General features: G+C 63.2%; 19 protein-coding genes, 1 tRNA gene and 3 pseudogenes. 9 read left to right on the forward strand and 14 right to left on the reverse strand.

Features of this window, described 5'->3' with window-relative positions:
- Nucleotides 1–75: 75 nt before the first annotated feature.
- The 3 genes from E2I15_RS21225 to E2I15_RS21235 all read right to left on the reverse strand — a co-directional run bounded on the left by E2I15_RS21225 (nt 76) and on the right by E2I15_RS21235 (nt 1,441).
- Nucleotides 76–345, reverse strand: a complete 270-nt coding sequence (locus E2I15_RS21225) for a sulfurtransferase TusA family protein (RefSeq protein ID WP_137480320.1) — start codon at nt 343–345, stop codon at nt 76–78.
- Between the two features lie 52 nt (nt 346–397).
- Nucleotides 398–925 carry a molybdopterin-guanine dinucleotide biosynthesis protein B gene (gene mobB, locus E2I15_RS21230; protein WP_028332715.1) on the reverse strand — a complete coding sequence of 176 codons (528 nt, stop codon included), beginning with the start codon at nt 923–925 and terminating at the stop codon, nt 398–400.
- A gap of 177 nt (nt 926–1,102) precedes the next feature.
- Nucleotides 1,103–1,441: a hypothetical protein gene (locus E2I15_RS21235; protein WP_137480318.1), complete on the reverse strand. Its 339-nt coding sequence runs from the start codon at nt 1,439–1,441 to the stop codon at nt 1,103–1,105.
- A 437-nt stretch (nt 1,442–1,878) separates the two neighbouring features.
- Between E2I15_RS21235 and E2I15_RS21240 the strand changes: the two genes are divergently transcribed.
- Nucleotides 1,879–2,190: a hypothetical protein gene (locus E2I15_RS21240; protein ID WP_028342466.1), complete on the forward strand. Its 312-nt coding sequence runs from the start codon at nt 1,879–1,881 to the stop codon at nt 2,188–2,190.
- Between the two features lie 183 nt (nt 2,191–2,373).
- Nucleotides 2,374–4,935: a fused MFS/spermidine synthase gene (locus E2I15_RS21245; protein WP_137480316.1), complete on the forward strand. Its 2,562-nt coding sequence runs from the start codon at nt 2,374–2,376 to the stop codon at nt 4,933–4,935.
- A 229-nt stretch (nt 4,936–5,164) separates the two neighbouring features.
- Here E2I15_RS21245 and E2I15_RS21250 read toward each other — a convergent pair whose 3' ends face one another.
- Entirely contained in the window at nt 5,165–7,138 is a 1,974-nt protein-coding gene (locus E2I15_RS21250; RefSeq protein WP_137480314.1) for a molybdopterin biosynthesis protein, read from the reverse strand.
- Between the two features lie 99 nt (nt 7,139–7,237).
- Nucleotides 7,238–8,359 (reverse strand): molybdopterin-binding protein, encoded by a 1,122-nt coding sequence (locus E2I15_RS21255; protein WP_137480312.1) that lies wholly within the window; start codon nt 8,357–8,359, stop codon nt 7,238–7,240.
- 185 nt (nt 8,360–8,544) lie between these two features.
- On the opposite strand from E2I15_RS21255, the gene E2I15_RS21260 reads away from it, so the two are divergent.
- Nucleotides 8,545–9,756 (forward strand): ABC transporter substrate-binding protein, encoded by a 1,212-nt coding sequence (locus E2I15_RS21260; protein ID WP_137480310.1) that lies wholly within the window; start codon nt 8,545–8,547, stop codon nt 9,754–9,756.
- 123 nt (nt 9,757–9,879) lie between these two features.
- Here the strand turns inward: E2I15_RS21260 and E2I15_RS21265 are convergent, their stop codons facing one another.
- Entirely contained in the window at nt 9,880–10,848 is a 969-nt protein-coding gene (locus E2I15_RS21265; protein ID WP_137480308.1) for a TAXI family TRAP transporter solute-binding subunit, read from the reverse strand.
- A 119-nt stretch (nt 10,849–10,967) separates the two neighbouring features.
- Here E2I15_RS21265 and E2I15_RS21270 point away from each other — a divergent pair, with 119 nt between their 5' ends.
- The gene (locus E2I15_RS21270; protein WP_137480306.1) at nt 10,968–11,936 is read left to right on the forward strand and encodes a Bug family tripartite tricarboxylate transporter substrate binding protein; all 969 of its coding nucleotides are present in this window, start codon (nt 10,968–10,970) and stop codon (nt 11,934–11,936) included.
- A gap of 194 nt (nt 11,937–12,130) precedes the next feature.
- Nucleotides 12,131–12,206, forward strand: a tRNA-Ile gene (locus E2I15_RS21275).
- A gap of 365 nt (nt 12,207–12,571) precedes the next feature.
- Here the strand turns inward: E2I15_RS21275 and E2I15_RS39710 are convergent.
- The 7 genes from E2I15_RS39710 to E2I15_RS21310 all read right to left on the reverse strand — a co-directional run bounded on the left by E2I15_RS39710 (nt 12,572) and on the right by E2I15_RS21310 (nt 18,431).
- Entirely contained in the window at nt 12,572–13,003 is a 432-nt protein-coding gene (locus E2I15_RS39710) for a C13 family peptidase (protein ID WP_349629399.1), read from the reverse strand.
- A gap of 366 nt (nt 13,004–13,369) precedes the next feature.
- Complete coding sequence (locus E2I15_RS21285) at nt 13,370–14,137, reverse strand: DeoR/GlpR family DNA-binding transcription regulator (protein WP_137480304.1); 768 nt, start codon at nt 14,135–14,137, stop codon at nt 13,370–13,372.
- Nucleotides 14,138–14,288: 151 nt separating this feature from the next.
- A complete protein-coding gene (gene pdxA / locus E2I15_RS21290; RefSeq protein WP_137480302.1) occupies nt 14,289–15,287 on the reverse strand; it encodes a 4-hydroxythreonine-4-phosphate dehydrogenase PdxA in 999 nt (332 codons plus the stop codon).
- Entirely contained in the window at nt 15,284–16,591 is a 1,308-nt protein-coding gene (locus E2I15_RS21295; protein ID WP_137480300.1) for a four-carbon acid sugar kinase family protein, read from the reverse strand. Before E2I15_RS21295 ends, pdxA begins: the two co-directional genes overlap by 4 nt.
- Nucleotides 16,592–16,620: 29 nt before the next feature.
- Nucleotides 16,621–17,661, reverse strand: coding sequence for a 2-keto-3-deoxygluconate permease (locus E2I15_RS21300; protein WP_092090551.1), 1,041 nt, complete (start codon nt 17,659–17,661; stop codon nt 16,621–16,623).
- A 90-nt stretch (nt 17,662–17,751) separates the two neighbouring features.
- A complete protein-coding gene (locus E2I15_RS39715) occupies nt 17,752–18,126 on the reverse strand; it encodes a phage capsid family protein (RefSeq protein WP_349629400.1) in 375 nt (124 codons plus the stop codon).
- Nucleotides 18,099–18,431: a hypothetical protein gene (locus E2I15_RS21310; protein ID WP_196238924.1), complete on the reverse strand. Its 333-nt coding sequence runs from the start codon at nt 18,429–18,431 to the stop codon at nt 18,099–18,101. Before E2I15_RS21310 ends, E2I15_RS39715 begins: the two co-directional genes overlap by 28 nt.
- A 106-nt stretch (nt 18,432–18,537) precedes the next feature.
- Between E2I15_RS21310 and E2I15_RS21315 the strand changes: the two genes are divergently transcribed.
- From E2I15_RS21315 to E2I15_RS39290, 4 genes and pseudogenes are all read left to right on the forward strand, one after another.
- The gene (locus tag E2I15_RS21315; protein ID WP_137480296.1) at nt 18,538–18,819 is read left to right on the forward strand and encodes a type II toxin-antitoxin system RelE/ParE family toxin; all 282 of its coding nucleotides are present in this window, start codon (nt 18,538–18,540) and stop codon (nt 18,817–18,819) included.
- 57 nt (nt 18,820–18,876) lie between these two features.
- On the forward strand, nt 18,877–19,179 hold the full coding sequence (locus tag E2I15_RS21320) for a HigA family addiction module antitoxin (RefSeq protein WP_069278478.1): 303 nt from the start codon (nt 18,877–18,879) through the stop codon (nt 19,177–19,179).
- 2,371 nt (nt 19,180–21,550) lie between these two features.
- Nucleotides 21,551–21,688, forward strand: a pseudogene (locus tag E2I15_RS21325) (non-homologous end-joining DNA ligase); the annotation flags it as partial.
- A gap of 69 nt (nt 21,689–21,757) precedes the next feature.
- Nucleotides 21,758–22,339 (forward strand): annotated as a pseudogene (locus E2I15_RS39290) (IS66 family transposase); the annotation flags it as partial.
- A 77-nt stretch (nt 22,340–22,416) separates the two neighbouring features.
- Here the strand turns inward: E2I15_RS39290 and E2I15_RS21335 are convergent.
- Nucleotides 22,417–24,100 (reverse strand): annotated as a pseudogene (locus tag E2I15_RS21335) (alpha-amylase family protein); the annotation flags it as partial.

Below are 24,100 nucleotides of genomic sequence, written 5' to 3' on the forward strand. Positions count from 1 at the left end.
ACCCGGCGGACATTATCAATTCGCGCAGAATGGAAAATAGGTGTCGATAGGCAAAAGGTAGATATCAAGCTGCATCTAGCGCGTACGCGGCAACGCAGCATTTGAGTTATCTATCGCTCCATTGATCTTCTCGATCAAGAATACGATCCTTGCATCGCTTCGTTCGGTGATCTCGACCTTGTCGCCGGTCTCCTGGATCAGGGCCGGGATATCGATCACCGAAAGCGGATCGGTGCAATGCACCTCGAGGAAATCTCCCGCCATCACGCTCCTGAGGGCCTTGCGCGTCTTCAGCGCCGGCAGCGGGCATTTCAGGCCGGTGAGATCGAGCTTCGTCGTTGTCATGGTTCGACCATGGCGAAGCCGTCCTGCATCGTCAACGCCGCCTCCATCCACTTCAGCCTTCGGCAGGAGCCGATGCGAGCACGTCGTCGACGGGGATCGCGGCGCGCAGCATCAATTCGGCAACGTCCTCGATGTCGTCGAGATGTGCGACCGGCAGCGTGGTTGCAACCGCGACGTCGCTGGCGATCCCGACCACGCGCGGGTCGTCGGGAAACAGCAGCGGCTTGCCGTTGGCGGCACGGTACACCTCGATCTTGTTGACCGGCTCGCGCTTGAAGCCTTCGACCACGACCAGATCGACTTGCGCCATCTTGGCAAGCAGCTCCGGCAACCGCGGCTCATCGGCGCCGCGCAGCTCGTGCATCAGCGCCCAGCGCCGCGTCGAGGACACCAGCACCTCGGTCGCACCGGACTGCCGGTGCACCCAGGAGTCCTTGCCGGGCACGTCGACATCGAATTCATGGTGGGCATGCTTGATCACCGAGACGCGCAGGCCGCGGCCCAGCAGGCAGGGGATCACCCGCGACAGCAGGGTGGTCTTGCCGGCACCGCTCCATCCCGCGAGGCCAATCACTTTCATACACGTCTCCGAAGACATACCGATCGTTAGGGCATCGGCGCCTGCTGTTCCGCCCGACATGGATGGCCGGGACCAGCCGCGACGACGGAAAGCCGCGAGTTGCGCCCAACGCTGCTTATATCAGCCTTGGAGCAATGTCATGCCAGGCTTGCCGGCGGATGAGGATCGACTGGCTCGCTAGAGGGCGGCCCTCGGAAACTCCTGCAGCAGCTGTGCCCACAGCACCGCGAACGCGATCAGGCCACAGGCCGCAAGCGCCGCGGTGAATCTCGGCAATCGGCCGATGGCGACGAGCAGCCAGGCCGGCAGGAAGAAGAGGCCGAACACCATGCCGAGCGGAAACACCGCCAGCCACTGGAAGCCGGTGCCGTCGCCAGGCGGCACATGGGCGATGGCGTAGAAGGTGTAGAGCCAGAACAAGGTGCCGGCCGCCGCGATGAGCGCGGCGATCCCGCGAAAATTGACGGTGTCGAGCGCCATGATGGATTGGTCGCCGCAATCGGCGAACCCGTTCACGGGCCGCTGCGCAAGTCGGCTCGGCACGCTGTCCCGCAGGGTCAGTCGGTCCGTTGACTGACCGGCCGCCCCGGCTTGGCAAGCCTTGCCGATCGGCTCTCTCTCGGGGGCTGGTCACGCATCCGCAGCCTCTTCCGCGGCCGCTGCGTATCGACCGCCAACACCTCTTCCAGCGTTGTGTTCCTAAAACGAAGCCTTCTCAACATCGCACCGCTCCTCGAGCGGGTGGGAGCCCCATCGGTCGCTCAACCACCGACGTCCGCAACAGGGCCCATGTCGGTGATGAGAGATAACCGGCGACGGGACACATTGCTCCAAGGCAACCACTGCATCTTTCGTCTGACGGCGCGCGATCCCGCTATCCACCGGATTTACCTCAAAATTTCCAATGCGCAGGGCGATCGGAACACGATAATGTGCGCCGCGGAGGACCATGTATGCCTCGCTCGCCTTCGATCGTACCGCATTCAATCGACCATGACATCTATCTGGTGCTGAACGATTTTGGCCGACTGGGTCGTGCCTGGAGCGAAACCGATGAGGAAGGCACTGACCGGAAAACGCTGATCCGGCGTCTCTTGGACGATCAGTACAGCCGTCCGGTCCGCATCGTGGCTTTCAATACCAACGAAGGATGGTCGCGCGACGTCACGACCGACATTGCCGACGAGCTTCGGCGCCGTTTCGTCGAATACGAAGAGGTCCCGCGCTCCGTGCTGGAGTTCGTGGAGACGGCCATGCGGCACTGAGCTGGATCCGCAACGCGCGGGCCTCTCACAGCGCGATCGCTCGGCCCCGGCAAGCATCCGCCAAACGGCAATTTTCCGAGCAATCTCAACGCGATTCGGCCGCCTCGCAGCGCCGCTCCGCCATAAGGCAATATTAAGAGCATTTGCCTTACCTGTTCTCCCGTTCAACGGGAGACCGGTCCAGTGCGCAATCGTGGTGGCGTTCGAGACGCCGTAAGCCTGAAAAACCGGGTTCTGGTCACGGCGATCTTTTTGGCGTCGGGCGCGGCATCGCTGATCCTGCAGGTTCTCTGGTTCAAGCAACTGCAATTCGTGCTGGGAAGCGCGACCGTCTCCGTCAGCGTCACGGTGGCAAGCTTCTTTTTCGGCCTCTCGCTGGGCAGCGCCTTGGGAGGCCGGATCGCCGACACCGTCAGCCGCCCCCTGAAAATCTACGGGTTTCTCGAACTCGCCCTCGCCCTCGTTTCTCTCGCGGTCACCGCGTTGCTGTCGCATTGGCCGACATGGGTGGGCTGGCTGTCACCGATGCTGGACCTGGAGTCTCCATTCCGGCTGCCTCTCATGGTCGCCGTGTCGCTCGCCATCCTGTCGCTGCCGACGATGTTGATGGGCGCGACCCTGCCCTTCCTGGTGAAATTCCTGACCCGCACACAAGCCGACCTCGCCAATCGCATCGGTCTGCTCTACGGGTTCAACACCCTGGGCGCCGCCATCGGCACCCTGGCTGTCGGCTTTGTGCTGATGGGCCTTTGGGGGATCGCGGGATCGAGCCTGGTGGCGGCAGCGCTGTACATCTGCGTCGGCGTTGTGGCGCTGTTCGTTGCGCACGGCGCAAGCCCGCTCTTGCCGGTCGCTGCACCGGCGCCGGTGCAAACCGCCGCGACCGCGAGCGACAGGACGTCGATCCTGATCTGGATTTTCGCGTGCTCCGGTTTTGTGTCGATCGCCTATGAGGTCGTCTGGTTCCGATTCCTGACCAATGTCAGCACCTCGAGCGTCTACGCCTTCTCGGGCATGCTCGGCGTTTACCTGCTCGGGCTCGTGATCGGCGCCCTGGTCTGCGCCAGGCTGCTCGCCCCCCGCAAGGATCGATTGCTGCGATACTTCGCCGTAACGCAGCTGCTGATCGCGGTTGCGGCCACGCTGACCATCGGAATACTCGGCAAGGCGCGGACCATGGGAGTAGCGCTGTCTCCCGTCGTATCTGGCCTGCTTCCCGTCCCGGTGCAGGAGCTGTTGGGAGGTGACGTTTCGTTCTTCCTGGTCTGCGCTGTTGCCCTGTTGCTGCCGACGACGCTGATCGGCATCAGCTTTCCGCTGGCCAGCGAACTGACCGTGATGCAGATGAGCGCGCTGGGCCGCAGGATCGGCACGCTCTACGCCTTGAACACGATTGGCGGCGTCGTGGGCTCGCTGGCGGCGGGGTTTCTGCTGATCCCCTCTCTGGGCAGCCAGGGCGCGCTCACCGCGCTGATTGTCGTGAACGTTCTGCTGTTCGTCGCAACGACCGTGTCGCAGCCGGATCTTCTGAGAGAAAGGAGCCTGTGGCGGCAAGGGACGATCGCCGCGAGCGTCATCGCCGTAGCGCTGCTGATCTTCACGCCACACTATCTGGAGCGGGTCCTGACCGCGATCGAAGGCGCCAATGTGCTCGAGTTGCAGGAAGCCCGGCAAGCGACGTTTGCGGTGGTCGAGTATCGCGAGAAGGCGGCGGGCACCTATCAGCAGCTGGTGGTGAATTCGAAGAGCTATGCCAACAACCGTCCCGAGGGCAGACGCTACATGGCGGCGATGGGGCACTATCCCATTCTGCTGCACCAGGGCCCGGTTGAAACGGCTGTCGTCATTTGCATCGGGACCGGAACCACGGTGGGAGCGGTCAGCACCCATGAGGAACTGCAATCCATCGACGCGGTCGATCTGGCGTCGACGGTTTTCGAATTCGCGCCCCACTTCGTGCCGATCAACAAGCAGTTCTATCAAAACCCCAAAGTCCATCAGATCGTCGCAGACGGGCGCCACTTCCTGCTCGGGACCAAGGAGACATTTGACGCCATCACGCTCGAGCCGCCACCACCCCATGATGCCGGCGTCATCAACCTCTACACGGAGGAATTCTATGCATTGGCAAAGCAGAAGATGCGTCCCGGCGGCGTTCTCGCGCAATGGGTGCCGCTGGATTTCAACCGCGGCATTCTTCCGAAGATGATACTCAAGGCCATGATGGGCCAGTTCAAGCATGTCTCGCTGTGGCTGCCGTCCAGAATGGAAGGCGTGGCGATCGCCTCCGATGAACCGTTGAACATCGATCCGCGCGAGCTCGCCATGCGCATGTCGAAGCCCGCGGTGGCCGAAGACCTGACGGCAAACGGCCTCGGCTCGCCCGAGGATTTCCTGGCGACATTCATCGCCGCCGATGAAAAACTCGCGGCCTTTGTCGGGGACGTGCCGAGCCTCACGGATGATCGGCCGCGTCTCGAATATTACAACTGGTACCCGCTGAGTTCGGTCGGCGTGGACGAACTGAAGCGCCTCCGCGAGCCGGTGGAAGCCTATCTTGCCGACCGATCCATCGACGAGGCCCGTCTCGACACCGCGCGCACGGTGGCCAATGCGATCCTGGATGAGCACAAGGCCACGGCCGACGGCGACAAGTCCGCCGCCCGAGCAGCGCTTCGCCTGGCCGTCAAACTGGACCCGGACAATTCCTATGTCGACTTCCTGGACCGCAAGCTGAGCGAGTGATCAGGGTGCCTCCGGCACAATTCATGTCGCGAGAACGCGGATATGTGACCCTCTGGCCGCGCAACACATTCAGAGTCGTCCCTGCGAAAACAGGGACCCATAACCACAAATGCAAGTTGTTGCGTGATGCTGGAACGACGAGTCCCGCCTGCGACGCCCGCCGCGGCGTATAGGTCCCTGCTTTCGCAGGGACGACAGCTGTGATTGGTGCGGCAGAGCCGCACACCGGCTACGCCGGCCTGAATCCGGCCTTCGTCAATGCAGCCCGCCCTTCATCCGACGCCAGTGCATCGAGAAAGGCCTGCACTGCCGGCCGCTGCTTGCGCGCCGTCACCAATGCGAAGTCATAATGCTCTTCAGCAAGCGGTATGAAGCCGAGTCCCGACGCATCGGCGACCGGCGCGATGGTCATGCCCCAGTCGGCGCGGTGCTGCGCCACGGCGGCCGCAACCGCATTGTGCGAGCGCGGCTGATTCCAGTAACCATCGGGCCGGCTGCCCGCCAGCAGGCGATCGATCAGGATGCGGGTGCCGGCGCCCTGGTTGCGGTTGACCATAATGCAGGCGGGATCGGCGAGCGCGGCGCACACCGCCTGCTCTGCACTCAAGCCGGCAAAGCGGGTGTCGTCCCTGCGAAACACGATGCCCTGCATGCGCCGCCAGCCCGGCACCAGCTCGATCCCGTCGGCCAGAAACGGCGTGTTGTAGGTCTCGGTCTTGTCGTCGAACAGATGGATCGGGGCGAGATCGCATTCGCCGCGCTTGGCGGCAGCGAGCCCGCCGAGGCTGCCGACCGCGATCGAACGCACCACGAGACCGGCATGCGCCAGCGGCGCGGTGACGAGATCGAGCCCGGTGCAATGGCTGCCGACGATGACGAGATCGGGCACCCGCACATGCGGCGTGAACAGCGTCACCTCGGCCTCGCTGCCGGCCGGCAGCTGGTCGGCCAGCGCCTCGATCTTCAGGAAGCCGTCGGCCTGCGCGAACGAGGTGATCGCACCCGAACCCTTGCCGCTGGGATAGGCGATCAGCCCGTCGGCACCTTCGACCAGCGACACCATCACGAACTCGGTGCGCCCGAGCTCGGAGGCGATGCGCACCGGCACCTTCGCCGCCACCTTGGCATCCGATCGCGGCGGCAGCCCGGCCATCCGGCGCAGCGCCGGCACGATCATGTCGTGGAAGGTGAACATCGCGGAAGTCGGAAAGCCGGGCAGGATGATTACCGGCTTGCCGTCACACACCGCAAGGCACAGCGGCTTGCCCGGCTTCAGCGCCACGCCATGCGCGATGATGCCGGGCTTGCCGAGGCGAGCGATGATCCGATGCGAGACGTCGCCCGCGCCCTTGGAGGTGCCGCCCGATAGCACCAGCATGTCGCTGTCCGCCAACGCCCTGCGCATCTCGGCCTCGAGCATCGCCTCGTTGTCGGCGATCGCGCCGAGGAACGCCGCGTCACCGCCGTTCTCGGCAATCGCCGCGGTGACGATCGCACCATTGGTGTCGTAGATCGCGGCCGGCCGCAGCGTCTCACCCGGCTGCACCAGTTCGTCGCCGGTCGAGAGGATTGCAACGCGCGGACGGCACGTCACCGCAACCTCGGCGATGCCGCAGGCCGCGAGCATGCCGATCTCGCGCGACCCAATAATGGTTCCCGCGCGCAGCAGGGCCTCGCCGCGCGCGATGTCGGAGCCGGCATAGGACACGAACTGACCGGGCGACGCCGCACGCCGGACCTCGATGGTGCCGTGGCCGGCAGGCTGGGTTTGCTCGACCATCACGATGGCATCAGCGCCGCGCGGCACCGGACCGCCGGTCGCAATCGCGGTGGCAGTCCCGGGGAGCACCGGCAGGGCCGGCGCAGTCCCGCACGAAATCGTCTCGCCGTTCAGCGCGAGTTGCACCGGCGCGGCCTCGCCGGCGCGCGCCAGATCGGCCGAGCGCACGGCAAAGCCGTCGACATTGGAGCGATCGAATGGCGGCACATCGATCGGCGCCACCACGTCCTCCGCCAGCGCACGGCCGAGCGCATTGGCGAGCAGCCGTCTCTCGGACGGCAATTGGCGCGGGAACAGCGCCGCCTCGAAGCGCGCGAGCGCCTCCTCGCGCGACAGGATGGTCAGGAACTGGTCCTGCTCGAAGCGGGAGGTGTCATTCCGGGATAGTGCGCCAGCACCAGACCTCAGATGCGCATCGCGCATCGGGGAATCCCGAAATTCCGGGTTAGCGCTATCGCGCGCCCCGGAATGACGTTGCTGCTTACTATCGTTCGATGCGGGCATCTTGCTCATCTCGGGAACTCACTCCCGCAACATATAGGCATCGACCACCGTGGCCGCAGCGAAGCCCTCGGCGGCGCCAGGCACGATCAGCAGGGCTTCGGCGCGCGCGATGGCATCGAGCGACAGGTCGCCGGTCGCAAGTGCCGCCCAGGAATCCTTTTGAGTAACTTGCTCGCGTATCAGCAACACGACCTCGGCAACGCCGACGCCGGAGGCGATCTTGCGTTCCAGCGGCAGCGCCAGCGTTTTGCGCGGGCGCCGGCCCGACAGGCGGTCGAGCAGGGGAAGCGCAATCGCCCACCAGGCCGCGAAGGCCTGATCCGGCGCGCCAGGCAAGGCGACGACCGGAGTGGTATGGATCCGTCCGATCGCAGTGGTGCGCCCGGGCTGCAGCGCGATGCCGTGCGCGATGAGCGTGCCGCGCGTTGTCAGTGCCTTCACCACAGCATCGGTGTGACCGACGCCGGTGCCGCCGATCGTGACCATCAGATCGCAGCCGTCGGTATCGAGTGCGTTTGCAATCGCCGCCACATCGGGTGCCGAATCGATGCCGACGACCTCAGCACCGGCGAGGCGCGCGGTGTCAGCGATCAGTTGTGCGGTCAGCTCACCATTGGCGATGTTGACGATGCAAAGCCGCGGCCGTCGCACGCGCAACATCTGCAGTCCGGCCGCGCGCGCGAGCAGCAGGCCGCGCGGCAGCAGCGGCTCCCCTGCTGCGATCACGGTGCGCCCAACGGCGATGTCGCTGCCGGCGCGCCTGACGCCCTGCCCCGGGATTGCTTCGGCGAGCACCTGTGGAAGCGGACCCGAGATATCGACGGCATCGGCATCGACCACGCAGTCGGCGCCTTCAGGCATTGCGGCGCCTGCCGCGACCCAGACCGGAGGCTCGGCCAGCGGCAGCGGCGCATAGGACGACGCGCCGACCAGGTCATTGGCGCACATCGCCCACCCGTCGCTGACCGCGACATCGTGCGGCGGCCAGGCGCGCAAGGCCGGCATCTCGGCGGCAATGCAGCGCAAGGCGTCGGCCGGCGGCAACGCGATCGGCTGGACCGGCACGACGTCGTGCAACACGGCAGCCAGTGCCGCATCGAGCGGGGTGAGCGAAGGCGGAAGGCGCTGGGCGGTGACCATGGCCCGCTATGGACTGAATCGGCCCCGAAAGAAACTGCCTCTCGCCGCACCGGGGCTGCGTCATTAGACCGATGGCGCGTTGACGCGGCCCCCAATATAGTTGCAAAAGAAACCAATATGACCGGGTCCCCGAAGGCCCGGCACAACCAATAATGGCCAATGCGCCAATTCAGGAGGGAGACAGAATGAAGGCCACCAGACTAGCCATGTTCGGGACGCTCGCAGCCGCGCTGCTGGCCTCCCCGACCGTATCGGCGCAGGTATCCGACGACATCGTCAAGATCGGCGTGCTGACCGACATGAACGGCCCCGCCTCGACGCCGACCGGCCAGGGCTCGGTCACCGCCGCGCAGATGGCGGTCGACGATTTCGGCGGCAAGGTGCTCGGCAAGCCAATCTCGGTGATCGTCGGCGATCACCAGCTCAAGCCGGATATCGGCGCGACCATCGCGCGACGCTGGTATGACGTCGATCAGGTCGACCTCATCGTCGACGTGCCGGTCTCGGCGGTCGGGCTCGCGGTGCAGAACATGGCCAACGAGAAGAAGAAGCTATTCATCACGCACTCGACCGGCGCGACCGATTTCCACGGCAAGTTCTGCTCGCCCTATGCGATACAGTGGGTGTTCGACACCAGGGCGCTCGCGGTCGGCACCGCGCAGGAGGTGGTGAAGCGCGGCGGCGACAGCTGGTTCTTCATCACCGACGATTATGCATTCGGCCACTCGCTGGAGAAGGACGCCTCCGCGATCGTGACCAAGAACGGCGGCAAGGTGCTTGGCGCGGTGCGTCCGCCGTTTGCGACGCCAGATCTGTCGTCCTTCATCCTGCAGGCGCAGGCCTCGAAGGCCAAGATCATCGGCATTGCCGGCGGACCGCCCAACAACACCAACGAGATCAAGACCGCCGCCGAGTTCGGCGTCTTCGCCGGCGGGCAGCAGATGGCGGCGCTGCTGGCGCTGATCACCGACATCCACTCGATCGGGCTGTCGGCCGCGCAGGGCCTGCTGCTGACCACCTCGTTCTACTGGGACATGGACGACAAGACCCGGGAGTGGTCGAAGCGCTATTTCGCCAAGATGAACCGGATGCCGACGATGTGGCAGGCCGGCGTTTACTCCTCCGTGACCGCCTATCTGAACGCGATCAAGGATGCCGGCACCGACGATCCGCTCAAGGTCGCGGCCAAGATGCGCGAGAAGCCGGTCGAGGATTTCTTCGCCCGCAACGGCAAGCTGCGCGAGGACAATCTGATGGTGCACGACCTCTGGCTGGTGCAGGTCAAGACCCCGGCCGAGTCGAAATATCCGTGGGACTACTACAAGATCCTGACCAAGATCTCCGGCGAGGACGCGTTCGGCCCGCCGGACCCGGCCTGCGCGATGGCGAAGAAATGACTGCGCAGCAGTCATTCTGGGGCACGCGAAGCGTGAACCCGGAATCTCGAGATTCCGGGTCTGGTCCTTCGGACCATCCCGGAATGACCTCTGCGTAGACGCGATAACGCGTCCATGCAGAGGTCACTTCGCTACCCCGATCTCGCGGAAATATCTGAGCACGCCGGGATGGATCAGGTTGATATCAGGCGCGGCGGCGACGGTGTTCGCCGCCGTGGTCTCGCACGCCTGGGCCAGCTTGTTGCAGAAGGTCGCCTCGATACCGTGCAGCGTCTTCGCCAGCCGGTAGGCGACGTCGTCGGGCAAGGTCTCGCGCACCAGGATGTAGCTCCAGGAGCCGACCGAAGAGATGGCTGCGGTCTGGTTCGGATAGCTGCCGGCGGGGATCGTCAGAGGCTTGAGGAAAGTATGCTTGGCGCGGATGCGGGCGATCTCATCCGTGGACGGCGCGATGAAGCGCGCGCCGGTGGCGCTCTCGGCCATCTTGGTGAAGCCGGGCCAGCCGATGCCGGCGCCCCACAATGCGGCGGCGCGGCCGTCCTCGACCATCGCCGGCCCGTCGCCGGCGCGATCGAGATAGATCGACTTGAAGTCCTCGTCCTGCTTCAGCCCGATGCCGTCGAGGATGTAGCGCGACAGGATCGGCAGGCCGGAACCCTTGGCGCCGAACGCGACGGGCTGGCCGACGAGATCCTGGATCGTCTTGTACGGGCTGTCCGCCCGCACCACGAACATGCCCGGACTCGAATACATCGCGGTGAGGATCTTCAGCTTAGTGGCCTTCGGGCGGCCGATGCCCATGAAGGCTTCATAGGACGGCTCGCCGGCGACCGTTGCGATATCGACGTTGCCGGCCTCGAGCAGCGGAATGTTCTCATTGGAGCCCTTGGTGTTGCGCGGCTCGATCGAGAGCGTCGGGTCTGCTGCATTCATCACCTCGGCGAAGGCATTGCCATAGAGCGGAAAGCCGCCACCCGGCGTCGCCGTGGCGAAACTGATCGTGGTTCTGGAAATGGTCTTGCTCCCCTCTTGCGCCGCCGCCCCGCCCGCGAGCAGCAGCGCGCCGGCGCATATCATAACAGCGAATTTCATCCCGAGCCTCAAGCATTCCAAGTAAGCCCGACTATCGTCGCACGGGCGACGTCGTAGGCAAAGCCAGCGTTTTGTGAAACCATGCCGGCAACAGTCACAAGAAAATGACGGGAGAGACGATGATCCGGTTCGCGCGTGCTGCCTTGCTTGGTTTGGTTTGCTGCCTCGCCTCGATTGCCCCCTCATCCGCATCCGACTATCCGAACCGCCCGGTGCGCTGGGTGATCGGGTTTGCCGCCGGCGGCCCGGTCGACATCGTCGCCCGCATCATGAGCCAGTGGCTGTCGGATCATTTCGGCCAGCAATTCATCGTCGAGAACCGCACAGGCTCGGGCGGCAACATCGCCGCCGCCGCCGCGATCAACTCGCCGGCTGACGGCTATACGTTGTTGTTCGTCGCGCCCAACAACGCGATCTCGACCTCGCTCTACAAGAAGCTGCCGTTCGACTTCCTGCGCGACACCACCCCGGTCGCGAGCATCATGCAGCTCACCAACATGCTGGTGGTCTCGAACGCGATGCCGGTGAAGACCGTCCAGGAGTTCATCGACTACTGCAAGGCCAATCCGGGCAAGATCTCCTATGCCTCTTCGGGCAACGGCACCTCGGTGCACATGTCGGCCGAGCTGTTCAAGGCGATGACCAAGTGCGACATGCTGCATGTGCCGTATCGGGGATCCGCGATCGCCTTCCCCGACATCATCTCCAACAAGGTACAGCTGATCTTCGACAATCTGCCGTCGGCGCTGGAGCAGGCCCGCGGCGGCAACGTCCGCGCGCTCGGCGTCACCTCGCCGAAGCGCTGGGCGGGCGTGCCCGACGTGCCGGCGATCGCCGAGACCGTGCCGGGCTTCGAGGCGGTCGGCTTCTACGGCATCTCGGCGCCGAAGGGCACCCCGCCGGAGATCGTCGACGCGCTCAATGCGGCGGTCGGCGAAGCGCTGAAGGATCCCAAGCTCGTGGCGCGACTTGCCGAAGTCGGCGGCATCCCGAAGCCGATGGCCCCGGCGGAATTCGGCAAGCTGGTGGCCGACGAAACCGAGAAATGGCGCAAAGTCGTCGAGTTTGCCGGCGTCTCGGTGGATTGAGGTGCCGGTCGCGAGGGAGACGGAGGGCCAGGCAAGATGGCAGCCGGCCGCTGTTCCAGCATGCCGGCTGCGAGACGTGGCTGGCCCGGCGGCGACGGCACCGGAACGCGGGGGCGGCATTGCCGAAACCGCGGTCACCCTGTAAACGGAGCCCGCACCGTTGCCGGCCGCGCCCCGCGGCCCGCAAGGCGGCGGGGCCTGTAGCTCAATGGTTAGAGCCGGCCGCTCATAACGGTCTGGTTGCAGGTTCGAGTCCTGCCGGGCCCACCAATGAGATCAATAGCTTACTTCGTTCTCGTTGCCCGCCGCGCGACGACCGCACCAGAAACCGCACCAGATACGTGCTGTTTTCGTTCACACGAAAGTTCGCAACGGCGTCAGGCAAGTTCACCTGCTGATGAGTGGACGCGACAGTGCCATCATGATCCTCGCCTTCGGCCGACGGAGAGGCACCGACAGAAGCAGTTTCTCCCTTTGGCGGTGAAGTCGGCTATCTCCGGCAAAGCGGAAGTCAGCCCAACGCTAATCAAGAACGCTAAGGGCCCGTAACAGACATACGGCGCGATGCGGTGACCAGATCAACATGGACGAGGTTGACGGCACCCACAGGTGCCGGCCGCAAACGCGGCCGGTCCTCAAGGACGCGGAATGAGCAACGGCTGCACGTTTACGCCCCCTGCTATCAGGGGACTCGACGGCTCGAAGCGCGCGCGCAGTTCTCGCTGCTGGACGAGCGAGCGTGCAACAACAAAGGCGTTCTTCAGGCTTCTGGCTTGCCGGAGTGCGACATTGAAAAAGGCGTTGCCGAAGTAGGTCCACCTGGCATTGTCCCGACAGCCGCACGATGAATGGTCGGCATCGGCCGGGGTGATGACCAACGTATCGGGTTCGCGAGACGAGGGATAAAGACCCCGGAATAACGGGCAGAGATGACCACCACCTTGTATCGCATGCCGGTCCGCGCCAGCATGGCGGCGAGATGGGACGGCGTGAGCGTTTGCGTAAGCCGCCCCGCTCCGCCTTTCTTCGAATTGAATTGCACGTTGACTGGGCCGCTCGGGACACAACCCGCTACGACCTGTGCTGCCCCGGTCGCCCGCTTCCCAATATGCCCTGATCGCCGAAAAAGGCCGAACGACACCACGCTCACCTTGCTAGCATCCTTAACGGCGTGCACCGGCGAAGCCAACGGCGCGATGGTCAAAACAAAAGCGACGAGCCGCGCGCCAAGCCGGCTGATCTAAGAGCCGATCCAAGAGCCGTTCCAAGAAACGCTCCAAGACTTGCACGCCATGGCGAACCTCGTTTGGTGATCGCCACCTAGCATATGGCGATTCAACTTGACGACACTCCGCTCCAGTTCAGCGAATCCTTACCGCAACCCGCCTCGGTCGATATTTTTCTCCGATCACGCGAAAACTTGCGATGCCGGCTCAGCGAACGCCGGCAACGATCACGCGCGCTCCGGTATCGGCGAGACGCTTGCACTGCTCCTCAGATGCGCCGACATCAGTCACCAGAGTCCAGCGCGGCGGCAGCGGCGCCCAGGCCATCTGTTCGGCGCGGCCGAGCTTGCTGGCGTCGGCGAGAACGATGACTTCCTTCGACTGCTGCATCATCAGCGACTTCAGTGCGACCTGTTCGAGATCCGCTTCGCACAGGCCACGGCCATTCACCACGCCGTCGGCGCTCATGACGGCGCGGTCGGCGGTCATGCGCCGCAGCGCCTCATTGGCGAGCGGCCCCATGGTGCTCATGCTCGTGGTGCGCAGCGCGCCGCCCAGCACCACAAGCTCTATGCTCGGAGTCTTGGCGAAGAAGGGCAGCAGCGCAAGATTGTTGGTGATGATGCGCAGCCGCCGCTGCTGCAGCAGTCGGCCGAAGGCTGCGACCGTCGAGCCGGCATCGAGAATCAGCGTGTCGCCATCCTCAATCAGATCGATCGCCGCGCGCGCGATCGCCTGCTTCTGTTTGCCCTGAACCGCGAGGCGCTGCTCGAGCGTCGTCTCGTTCGCGTGGGCGGTGAGAATGGCGCCGCCATAGGTGCGGCGCACGGCATTGTTCTTGGAAAGATGCTGCAAGTCGCGCCGCACGGTGGAAGCGGAGACGTCGAAGCGCCGCGCGAGATCGTCGACATCGATCTCTCCCGCGTTCAGTGCTTCCAACAGACGAGCGTGACGCTCCTTGCTGCGTATCGACATCGAACCTCAGCCCCCGGATTCACTGCCGTCAGCCGAGCTCGACCGTATCGGCTTCGCGGCCCGGCCGATGGATACCACGATGCATCGGCCGCGCAATATCAGCGCTCAACGCGCATCTCACTCTTCATCCTGAGGAACCCGCGCAGCCCCCTCAAGCCGCCTTCTTCGGCGCGAGATCGACCGCCTGCCGCAGCGCCTCGATCAGGCTGCGCTCGTCGGCGATGCCCTTGCCCGCGATGTCGAAGGCGGTCCCGTGATCGACCGAGGTGCGGATCACCGGCAGACCAACAGTGATGTTCACGCCGGCTTCCAGCCCCAGCACCTTGATGGGTCCATGGCCCTGATCGTGATACATCGCGACCACCATGTCGTAGTCGCCGCGGCCGGCCAGGAAGAACAGCGTGTCGGCAGGCAGGGGGCCGTGCACGTCCCAGCCCTTGCGCTGACAGGCTTCCACGGCCGGCGCGATCTTCGCGGCTTCCTCTCCGCGACCGAACAACCCGTTCTCGCCGGCATGCGGATTGATGGCGCAGACGCCGATCTTCGGATTGGCGACACCGGCGCGCACCAGCACGTTATGTCCGCGTGCGATGACACGCTCGACGAGGCCGGGCTCGATCTTCTCGATCGCATCGAGCAGGCCGATATGCGTCGTCACGTGAATGACGCGGAGTTTCGGCGAAACCAGCATCATCGATACTTCCGGCGTGCCGGTCAGATGCGCCAGGAGCTCGGTATGGCCGGGATATTTGTGGCCGGCCGCATGCAGCGCTTCCTTGGAAAGCGGCGCGGTGCAGATGCCCTGCGCGAGCCCTGCCTGCACCACCTGCACGGCTTTCTCGATATAGCGATATGCCGCCTCACCTGCCGTCGCCGACACCTTGCCGAACGGCAGATCGTCCGGCACCAGCTTCAGGTCAACGCACTGCACGGCCTTTGACGCAAATTTCGCCTGCTTCGCGTCGCTCAACGCATCGACCTCAAGCGGCACGCCGACGATCTGACCGGCCTTGCGCAGACGGTTGGAGTCGCCGATCACCAGCGCGTTGCAGATCGCCTGCACCTGCGGCTGCGCCAGCGCCTTCATGATCACCTCGGGCCCGATACCGGCCGGATCTCCCATGGTGATCGCAATGGTCGGACGAGTCATATGAAACTTCCTCTGGTTCGGACGGCGCGAAGCCGCTCGCTGATGCGGATGAGGCTGTTCTTGTCACCGAACGCGCCCGCTTTGGTGGCGATCGGAACGGACAATCGGCCAAGAGTAAGGCCGAGCGACACGCCCGGCTCGATTTCGTCGGCAAGACGGATGCCGTTGACGCCGAAGCGCGACAGCATCGCCGCGGCGGTTTCGCCGCCGGTCGCAGCGAAGGCGCCGATCGCGGATGCGACGGCTTCGAGAGCGTCGGCGAGCCCCTTGGCGAGCTGCGGGCCGAGCGACATGTCGGGGTGATCATCCATCATGATCTCAACCAGTGTATCGCCGCCGCCGGCAAGTCGTTTCATCACGTCCGCGGCGAGCGCCGCCCGGCCGGCACCATCGTTGAGCAGCATCTCCGGCGCGACCGGGAAATGCGCCACGGTGCCGGCCGCCTCCAGCTCGCGCGCGGCGGCGCGAGATGCGCCGGCGAGCGAGCCCACCACGATCAGGGTGCCGGATGCGCTCGTCGGAATGCGCAGCGGCTCGACGGCATGGCTGACTTCGAGGCCGGCCAGCGCGTGCGCGAGGCCGGCGCTGCCGATGAAGAAGGTTGCGGGCGATGCATTCAGGCTTGCCTCCGCGATCAAACGCAGATCGTGTTCAGTCTCGGCGTCGCAGGCCGCGACCACGTCGCCCTCCCAGGCGAGCCTCGCGAAGGTAGCTTTGAGATCGCCACCGCGCACCGCAGCAAGCTTGACCTTCTGACCGCGAACGCCCGCGGTCGCGAGAACGTCGACAAGATCGGCATTCGGGTAGGTGTGGTCGCGGTGCCAGACCTCGGCCTCCTCGAGGGGACGGCCTTTGACCAGGATACGCCCGTCGATGGTGGTGCGGCCGGTGGCCGGAAAGGCCGGCGCGAACACGCCAAAAGCCGGACCCGACCGTGACTTGAGATGCGCAAGCGCAGCGGCAGTCTCCGCTGCAGGTTGCCCCCGTAGCGTCGAGTCAATCTTCTTGAAAAGAATACGTCCGCCTTCGCAAAGGCGCGCCAGCACATCGGCATGGCGGGCTGCAGCGGCCCCGGCCGAAAGGCCTCGACTCGCGGCATCGTAGGCCAGGACGGGCAGCTGGTGGCCCGACGCGTCGGTCACCTCACCCCACGTCACCGCAGCCGCACGCCCCCTTCTGCCGAAGGCGATCGCACAGTCCGCGGCACCGGTGAGATCGTCAGCGACGATCAGCCAGCTTTGGCTTGACGCGTTTTCTTGACGCGAACCGGTATCCACTTCGCTCGAAAACGCTTTAGGGGCCATCTTCAGCGACCTGCTTCAGTGACTTTGCCTTAGTGACTTGCCTCAGTGACAACCGAGCGCGCCGCGGGGGTCATCTTGCCGGCAGAAGCCACGTTGTTCTCTTCTGCGGGCTCCTCAACGTCGCGACCAACAACGCGGGCTGTCCAGGCGGTGACGATCGGCACGAGGATTGCGGTAACCACGACGCACGCCGCGACGAGGATAGTCGCCGGCCGCGCCGCGTCCGCATAGGCTGGATTCGCCGCGGCGACAATCGCCGGGACGGCCGCCGCATTACCGGCCGTCGAGGCCGCCGCAACACCCGCGACACCATTCCCGCCAGTGATGCGATCGGCGAGGAACAGCGGGATGCCGGTCACAACCACCACGGCCACTCCCATGCCGAGACCGAGCAGGCCGGCCTGCCAGACCTTTGATAGATCGAGGCCGGCGCCGAGCGCGAAGGCGAAGAACGGGATCATCACAGGCACCGCGCGACTCAGGAAGTCGCGCATCTCTCTGTCGAGATTGCCGATGATCATACCCACCACCAGAGGCAGGATAGCGCCCACGAGGGTCTGCCATGGAAATGCCGAGAGGCCGGCGACGCCCAAAGTGATCATGGTGAGGAAAGGACCGCTCTCCAGCGACATGACGGTATAGGCGCCGACGTCACGCGGACGTCCATATTGGCCCATCAAGGCCATATAGAGACCGCCATTGGTGTCGTTCATGGCGGCGACGATCGCGAGCGTCGAGACACCCGCGAACATGCCAGCTGCGACCGGCGTCTCTCCCAAAATGCGGCCGAAGATCAGGCCAAGGACAACGGCCACGCCGACCTTCACGATCAGCAGGGTGCCGCCCTTCTTCACAATGTAGGGGGTCGCGCGGAAGTCGATGCTCGCGCCCATGCAAACGTAGAACACGGCGAGAATTGTCAGTGCGCCAGAGAACAGTGCGCCGGTGAAGGAGCCAAAAAACTTCGGGGTATCGGGAAAGAAGGTGGCAATAAGCGCCCCGACCAACAGCGGGACCACCATCATCCCGCCAGGCACGCTCTCGATTGCCCGCTTAATTGGAACCTGCATTTCTGTTGTCCTCCCGCGCACCGCGCAATTCCGATCGTTTCGCGCGTTTTGCTATAAAAACGAGCAAACATCCGGGCGTATATGCTCATATCACGCAGTATTCAAGGTTTGTTGCGCATTTTGCGCAAAAATGACACGGATCATCCGCTCAGATACGTCCATTTTCCGTTCGTGCGCAGCTCGCGAGAGCGCGCCCTGCATCAGGCTGCCCGCACCGACGCCGTTGCCAGATATCTGGGTCACGAGCGGAACGTTGATCTGCTTGCCGTCCGATTCCAGATCGGACATGCGAATGATCGGGTTGGTCGGCGTCGAGCCCATGAAGGGGTCAAGGCGGTTCCGGCGCAGGAAGTCGGTTGCGACATCCTCGCGGAACTTGATAACTTCGTTGTTTACGTGGTTCGTAGTGAGGACCAGCCGATCGATCGCGCCAAGAGCTACCTGCTCGAGCTTCTCGATGAGCAGCTTGTGATGCGCAGCAGGTTCGAACCCGCAAGCGGCGCTTCAGAAGCTCCTTCGCCGCTTCCTGCGGCGATAATCGTAAGTACATCGTCGGCAGCGGCTAGCCGGGCATGGACATAGGGCGCAGCCGCCTTAGCGGCCTCGAACCGGTCCGCCCGCGGAATATCCTCGCCGCGCATGATCGCAAGCATGAAATCGAGCGGGCTCGTCCCGCTGGCTATTAGCACTTTCTCGCGCGCCGCCTGATTTAGCTCTGTCGCCGCGCCCGGCTTTCGGCCCGCGCCCTTCGATGCTCCGGCACGTCCCATGTTTGAAAACTTTGAATGTTTGGTTTTAACTCAACCGAAAAAAATGTATCTCGACATGATACAAAATCCTTGCAGGTCCGTATCACAGCATGATACAAACTAGCTCGTGATCAAGAGCTTCAAAGACGAACTGACCGAAGCGGCCTTCAACGGCAAAGCCAAGAAAGGCTTTCCGGCTGATCTGCTCAAGGTAGTTCGCCGTAAGCTCCAGTACCTGAACGCAGCCGTGAATCTTGACGACCTGTTGGCCCCTCCCGGCAATCGGCTCGAAGCCCTGAAGGGCGACCGTAGGGGCCAACATTCCATCCGCGTGAACGATCAGTTCCGCATCTGCTTTACGTGGACTGAGGACGGTCCAAACGAGGTCGAGTTCGTCGACTACCACTAGCCGGAAGATGTCCGCTGGCCAATTGGCTGGTAGATCCGAGACCAAGGAGGGTCCCACATGGCGAAGAAACTACCCCCGATGCACCCGGGTGAGGTGCTCCGAGAGGAATTTCTTATTCCCCTCGATATTTCAGCCGGCGCGCTCGCAAAGGCCTGCGGCGTACCCCGCACCAGGATCGAGCGCATCGCGAGCGAGGAGACCTCGATTACCGCGGACACTGCACTTCGCCTGTCCAAGGCTCTCAAGACTTCTGCCCAGCTCTGGCTAAACCTGCAGAATGCCTATGACGTGCAAATGGCTGAACAGGAACTCGGCGACGATCTCGACAAGATCAAACCGATCGACGTGAAAGCCGCCTGAAACACGCGCCGGCAATTCGACACAAGCCGCCCGGCGGGTGAAAGCTGCGAGACCGGCCGCAACAATCAGATATTGATTTGCACGCGCTTGTCATTTGAGAGTTGCTTAAAGAACCCATCTTCCACGCTGCATAATGGTGACTATTGGCAGAACGGTTGTAAGGCCCTACAAGCACTTGGGCATACACAGTTCCGCAGAGTGATGACCTTCACATCAGGCCGTTTGCAATCTTCGTTGGCGTGGTCTTCGCCATCTATTACCTGCCCTCCTTGAGGCGAGCACAAGTCTACGTCCTCATCGCCGCAAGCATCTTCTTCTATGGATAGCAATCCGAGTGGCAGACGGGAATGGGGTGCCGTTTCGAAGGCCGCAGTCCTGATGGACTCTTCCGTAAGCAGCTGCCAGATATTTCCACTACCTGAGGGAGGATTCGATGGCGAAGTCGACGCGGAGCAGCGGCAGACCTTGGACACCAGCTGAAGTGAGCAGCTCAAGCAAGAAGCTAGGGGCAACATGCCCACCCGAGTGATCGGTCTGAAACATGGTCGAACCGAAGCTGCTATTCGGAACAAGGCCCATGATGAGGGGATCTCGCTTAAGCCGACAAACCGACTCGCTGCCAAGTCGATAGCGCGCGGGGATGGCAGAAGTAAAGATCACCCTTGGCGAGATGCGCCCAGTCGGGCGCCCGCGGCCTCCTCGCCTTCTGCTCGGACCATCGCTGCAGCCATTCCGTCGAGTTACCACCGAGCAAGGTCGATCAGTGGCCGGATCGCGTCCGCCTCTCCGACCTTGAACCCCACTTAACCTGCATTGCTTGCGGCAGGCGCGGCGCCGACGTGCGACCGCACTTCTCCCCGGCAAACATGGGAACGGGGTGACGATCCCAAGAAGACGCGGCAAAGGGACGACGGCCAGTCTGAGGAACGATGACTGAGCTTGATTGTTAAGAGGCATTATGGCGCCTCTCGTCACTGTTCATTTCATCTGTAGCGGCTGCGGCATCGTCTATTCAGCGAGCCAGGTACGCAACGCAAACCATACCAATACTTCCGGGACCTTCGATTGCCGGCAATGCGGAAAGCTTATCCATCACTGGGCTGGGATCTACGACTATGACGAATGGAGAATCGCTTCCCTGCCCCGTCCAAGCCAACCCAAGATGAGAAATGAAATACGTGGGTGATCGCCCCTACCCCGACCCGAAAAAGCTGCCCGCAGGCTCATGGAGCACGCCCGCGCATTCGAGCCGATCCAGGACGGCCGGGTATTGGACCGGTCTATAGCATGCGATCGGCCAAGGCTGGCTCGAGTACCATGAGAGCGGGGCGTTTGTGCGAATGCCGCAGGCAGGTAAAGACCTGTTCGCATAAACCGCCCGCCCAGGTACCTGTTCGCGAGCTCATGTAGGATGATGACGGCGCCAAATCCCGTGCCGGACTGGCCACGGGTCCCGACGGGCCTCCAAGGTTGTCGCGGCCATTCCTATTTCGGTGCGCGGGCATTGTCTGATGTGCACAAAGAGGCCCCAGCGAGGGGTACAAGCTGAGGCCGGAGCAACTTAGTGTATTTGATCGTAGCCCTGCTCGATCTCTTTTCCACACCTCCCTTGGATTACCGAATTTCGACTCTCTCACATGGCACCGGCTGCAGCCCGACCGCGCCGGTTTTCTAGAATCGCTTCGATGAAAAGCGAAGGAATACGATGACGATCAGCATGCTTGACCAAATGCTTTTCACCTTCAATTTGCGGGCATGAAGTGGTGATCGGATCGGATGGCTGGAGCGAGCTAAACTTGGAAATGCGAGAAATGCGGCCGATCGATGGATTTAGGTGTGCGGCCGCGAAAGAACGCCCTGGCACACAGCTCGTCAAATCGATCTGCAGGCTATCGAGCGTGGCTAGAAAATTAGCCGGTTGGATTGAAATTTACCAAAAGAAAAGGCTCCAGCGCCCCGGGGGAGAGAACTGAAGCCGAGGGTCGCACCACTCCTTAGAACGAGATTTCAACCGCGCTGGTCGCCGCTGGTTCCCGAAAGAAAAGGCCCCCATTGCCCTATTGGAACGTCAGGACCCTGCAGCTGTTTTGTCTGGAAACAGGGTTGGAACCAAGGACGTGGCAGACGAGCTCGAATATTCGGCGCACCGACTAGTGGTCATCGAACAGCCTGGCGGTGGTTTCCTGGTCCAGATCACGCCTCTCGCTGGCGGTCAAACGGTTAGGACGATGACGTATCAGAGCACGCTGGAAGCGATTTCGGCAGCGAAGAGGACCGTCGACAAACATCCTGAACGCGGGCGATAGGGCATGTTCAGCGGCACACGACCGGACTAAGAGTTTAAGATCATTCGTTTGTTGCGGAGTGCGTTGTGGCGTTTCAGCAGACGAAGCCCGAGGCGATCGGGGCAAGGGCGCTTTTTCCCGGCTTCATTGCGCCGGCCCTGGCATCGCCGATCGATAAGGTGCCGAGCGGCACACGTTGGATTCACGAGATCAAGTTCGATGGCTAGTGGCTGCAACGAGCTGTATGACGTCTCGCGCGCACAGGGGCCGATCAGGTCCGCACTCTGTTGGGCCATGCCAAGCGCGAGTTCTTTGAACTGGCCGACATCGCGGCCAATGCAAGGCGCGACAGGAATGCCGCAGCGATCTCGCCGATTGAAGGCGGTCAAGCGCATCGATGCGCTGTTCGATATTGAGCGTGGCATCAACGGCCAAAGCGCCGAAGAGCTCTGCGCATGCGCAAGCAGCAAAGCGCTCCGCCTTTGACGGCATTGAAAGCACGGCTGCACGAGCAGTTTGCCCGGCAGGTCGAACTCGTCTGCGGTTGCCAAGCCAATCGACTATATGCTGCGCCGCTCAGACCGGTTTGCTCGCTTCATCGATGATGGGCGGATCTGCCTGACAAACAATGCGGCGGAGCGCGCGCTGCGAGGCTTTGCCCTCGGCCGCAAGTCATGGCTCTTCGCCGGTTCCGAACGTGGTGTCGACCCGGCCACCACCATGGCGACGCTAATCATCACGGCAAAGTTCAATGACGTCGATCCGCAAGCCTGGTTGGCGGACGTCTTGGCCCGCATCGTCACCCCCCAGCAAGTCGGCTCAATGAGCTACTGTCTTGGGAATGGAAGAGGACCCCCGTTCAGTCTGCGGCCTGATCGGGCCATCGCGCCGCGCGATCATCCCGCGGCCCTCACCGGACTGTTACGTTTGATATGAGGCCGCATCAAGACGACTAGCGCGCTCTGCGCGGCTCGTCGGTATCGATATCGCTGCGCTTGAGCAGGTAGTCTAGCCCACCGACCCGATACCAGCGATAGCCGTAGGCCTCGATCAGAAGCTTGTGGCGACCGGCATCGTCGGCGCGGCTGTGGTCCTCGGTCAGGAGATTGACGAGGAGATTGCCGGCGTCGTCGGGCAGCCCGACGTTGAAAGATATCTCGAGCGGCTTTTCCGCGAAATTGTGCACGAACAGCACAGAGTTGTTACGCCAGTCGTACCGGACGATCAGGATGGCGCGATTTCGGGTTGCGATAACCTTGAAATCTCCCCAGCCGACCTCGGGGACTTCCTTGCGCATCCGGACGATGCGCTCGGTCCAGTTCAGCATCGAATTGGGGTCGCGCCGTTGCTTGGCCGCGTTGACGTGCTCGTAGCCATACGGTCCATTGTCGATGATGGGCACACATGGGCAGTCGCTCTCGGTGAAGCCGGCGTGGGGCTCAGTGGACCATTGCATCGGCGTGCGCGCGCAACCGCGTTCGGGCAGGTCGAGATTGTCGCCCATGCCGAGCTCATCGCCGTAGCGGATCACGGGCGTGCCGGGAAGCGTGCACATCACGCTGTAGGCGAGCTCGATGCGCCGGCGGTCGCCGCCTAGCATGGGCGCAAGCCGTCGCCGGATGCCCCGGTCGTAGAGCTGCATGCTCTTGTCGGCACCGAATGCCTTGAACACCGTCTCGCGCTGCGGCTTGGAGAGGCGGCCGAGGTCGAGTTCATCATGGTTGCGCAGGAACAAGCCCCATTGTGCGGTCGCGGGCCGTGGCTTGGTTGCCGTCAGGGCCTTCGCTAGCGGCTTCGTGTCGGCGGACGCCAGCGCGTAGAACAGATGCTGATTGACGTGGAAGTTGAACATCATGTGCATGCGGTCGCCGTCACGCCCGAAATATTCCATGTCCGTCTCGGGTAATACGTTGGCTTCGGCGAGAATGATCGCGTTGCCCTGGCGCCATTGCAGGAATTCCCGAAACGATCGCAGCATGTCGTACTGCTCGACCGGCTTGCGACTGGAGGCGCCCTTGGTCGCGATCACGAACGGCACGGCGTCCATGCGGAAGCCCGAGACGCCGAGCTGAATCCAGAACCCCATGATCTTGAGGTCTCGGCCTGCACATGCGGGTTCGACGTGTTGAGGTCCGGCTGGAAATCGTAGAAGCGGTGAAAGTACCAGGCACCGGCTTGCTTGTCGCGCGTCCAGGTCGATTTCTGGACGCCGGGAAATACCATGCCGGTGTTGGCATTGGCGGGCTTCTTGTCCGACCAGACGTACCAGTCGCGGTACGGCGAGTCCTTCGAGCTGCGCGCTGATCGAAACCAGTCGTGCTGATCGGAGGTGTGATTGACGACGAGATCGATGATGACGCGGATGCCGCGCTGCTGGCAGCCATGGGTAAATTCAACGAAATCGCCCAGCGTGCCGTAGCGCGGATCGACGCCGTAATAGTTCGAGATGTCGTAGCGTCGTCCCTGTTGGGCGAAGGCTGAAACGGCATCAGCCAGATCGCGGTGATGCCGAGCCCGTGCAGATAGTCCAGTCGCCGCAGCAAGCCGCTGAAATCGCCGACGCCGTCGCCATTGGCATCCATGTAGGTGCCGACGGAGAGGCAGTAGATCACGCCATTCTTGTACCAGAGGTCGTC

Source organism: Bradyrhizobium sp. BR2003, from assembly GCF_009720285.1.
Lineage (GTDB): Bacteria > Pseudomonadota > Alphaproteobacteria > Rhizobiales > Xanthobacteraceae > Bradyrhizobium > Bradyrhizobium elkanii.

Coding starts and splice junctions, on each gene's coding strand:
- E2I15_RS21225 (WP_137480320.1), bottom strand. CDS start 345: ATGACAACGACGAAGCTCGATCTCACCGGCCTGAAATGCCCGCTGCCG.
- pdxA (WP_137480302.1), bottom strand. CDS start 15,287: ATGACTCGTCCGACCATTGCGATCACCATGGGAGATCCGGCCGGTATC.
- E2I15_RS21295 (WP_137480300.1), bottom strand. CDS start 16,591: ATGGCCCCTAAAGCGTTTTCGAGCGAAGTGGATACCGGTTCGCGTCAA.
- E2I15_RS21300 (WP_092090551.1), bottom strand. CDS start 17,661: ATGCAGGTTCCAATTAAGCGGGCAATCGAGAGCGTGCCTGGCGGGATG.
- E2I15_RS21265 (WP_137480308.1), bottom strand. CDS start 10,848: ATGAAATTCGCTGTTATGATATGCGCCGGCGCGCTGCTGCTCGCGGGC.
- E2I15_RS21310 (WP_196238924.1), bottom strand. CDS start 18,431: ATGGGACGTGCCGGAGCATCGAAGGGCGCGGGCCGAAAGCCGGGCGCG.
- mobB (WP_028332715.1), bottom strand. CDS start 925: ATGAAAGTGATTGGCCTCGCGGGATGGAGCGGTGCCGGCAAGACCACC.
- E2I15_RS21240 (WP_028342466.1), top strand. CDS start 1,879: ATGCCTCGCTCGCCTTCGATCGTACCGCATTCAATCGACCATGACATC.
- E2I15_RS21255 (WP_137480312.1), bottom strand. CDS start 8,359: ATGGTCACCGCCCAGCGCCTTCCGCCTTCGCTCACCCCGCTCGATGCG.
- E2I15_RS21285 (WP_137480304.1), bottom strand. CDS start 14,137: ATGTCGATACGCAGCAAGGAGCGTCACGCTCGTCTGTTGGAAGCACTG.
- E2I15_RS21320 (WP_069278478.1), top strand. CDS start 18,877: ATGGCGAAGAAACTACCCCCGATGCACCCGGGTGAGGTGCTCCGAGAG.
- E2I15_RS21250 (WP_137480314.1), bottom strand. CDS start 7,138: ATGCGCGATGCGCATCTGAGGTCTGGTGCTGGCGCACTATCCCGGAAT.
- E2I15_RS21270 (WP_137480306.1), top strand. CDS start 10,968: ATGATCCGGTTCGCGCGTGCTGCCTTGCTTGGTTTGGTTTGCTGCCTC.
- E2I15_RS21260 (WP_137480310.1), top strand. CDS start 8,545: ATGAAGGCCACCAGACTAGCCATGTTCGGGACGCTCGCAGCCGCGCTG.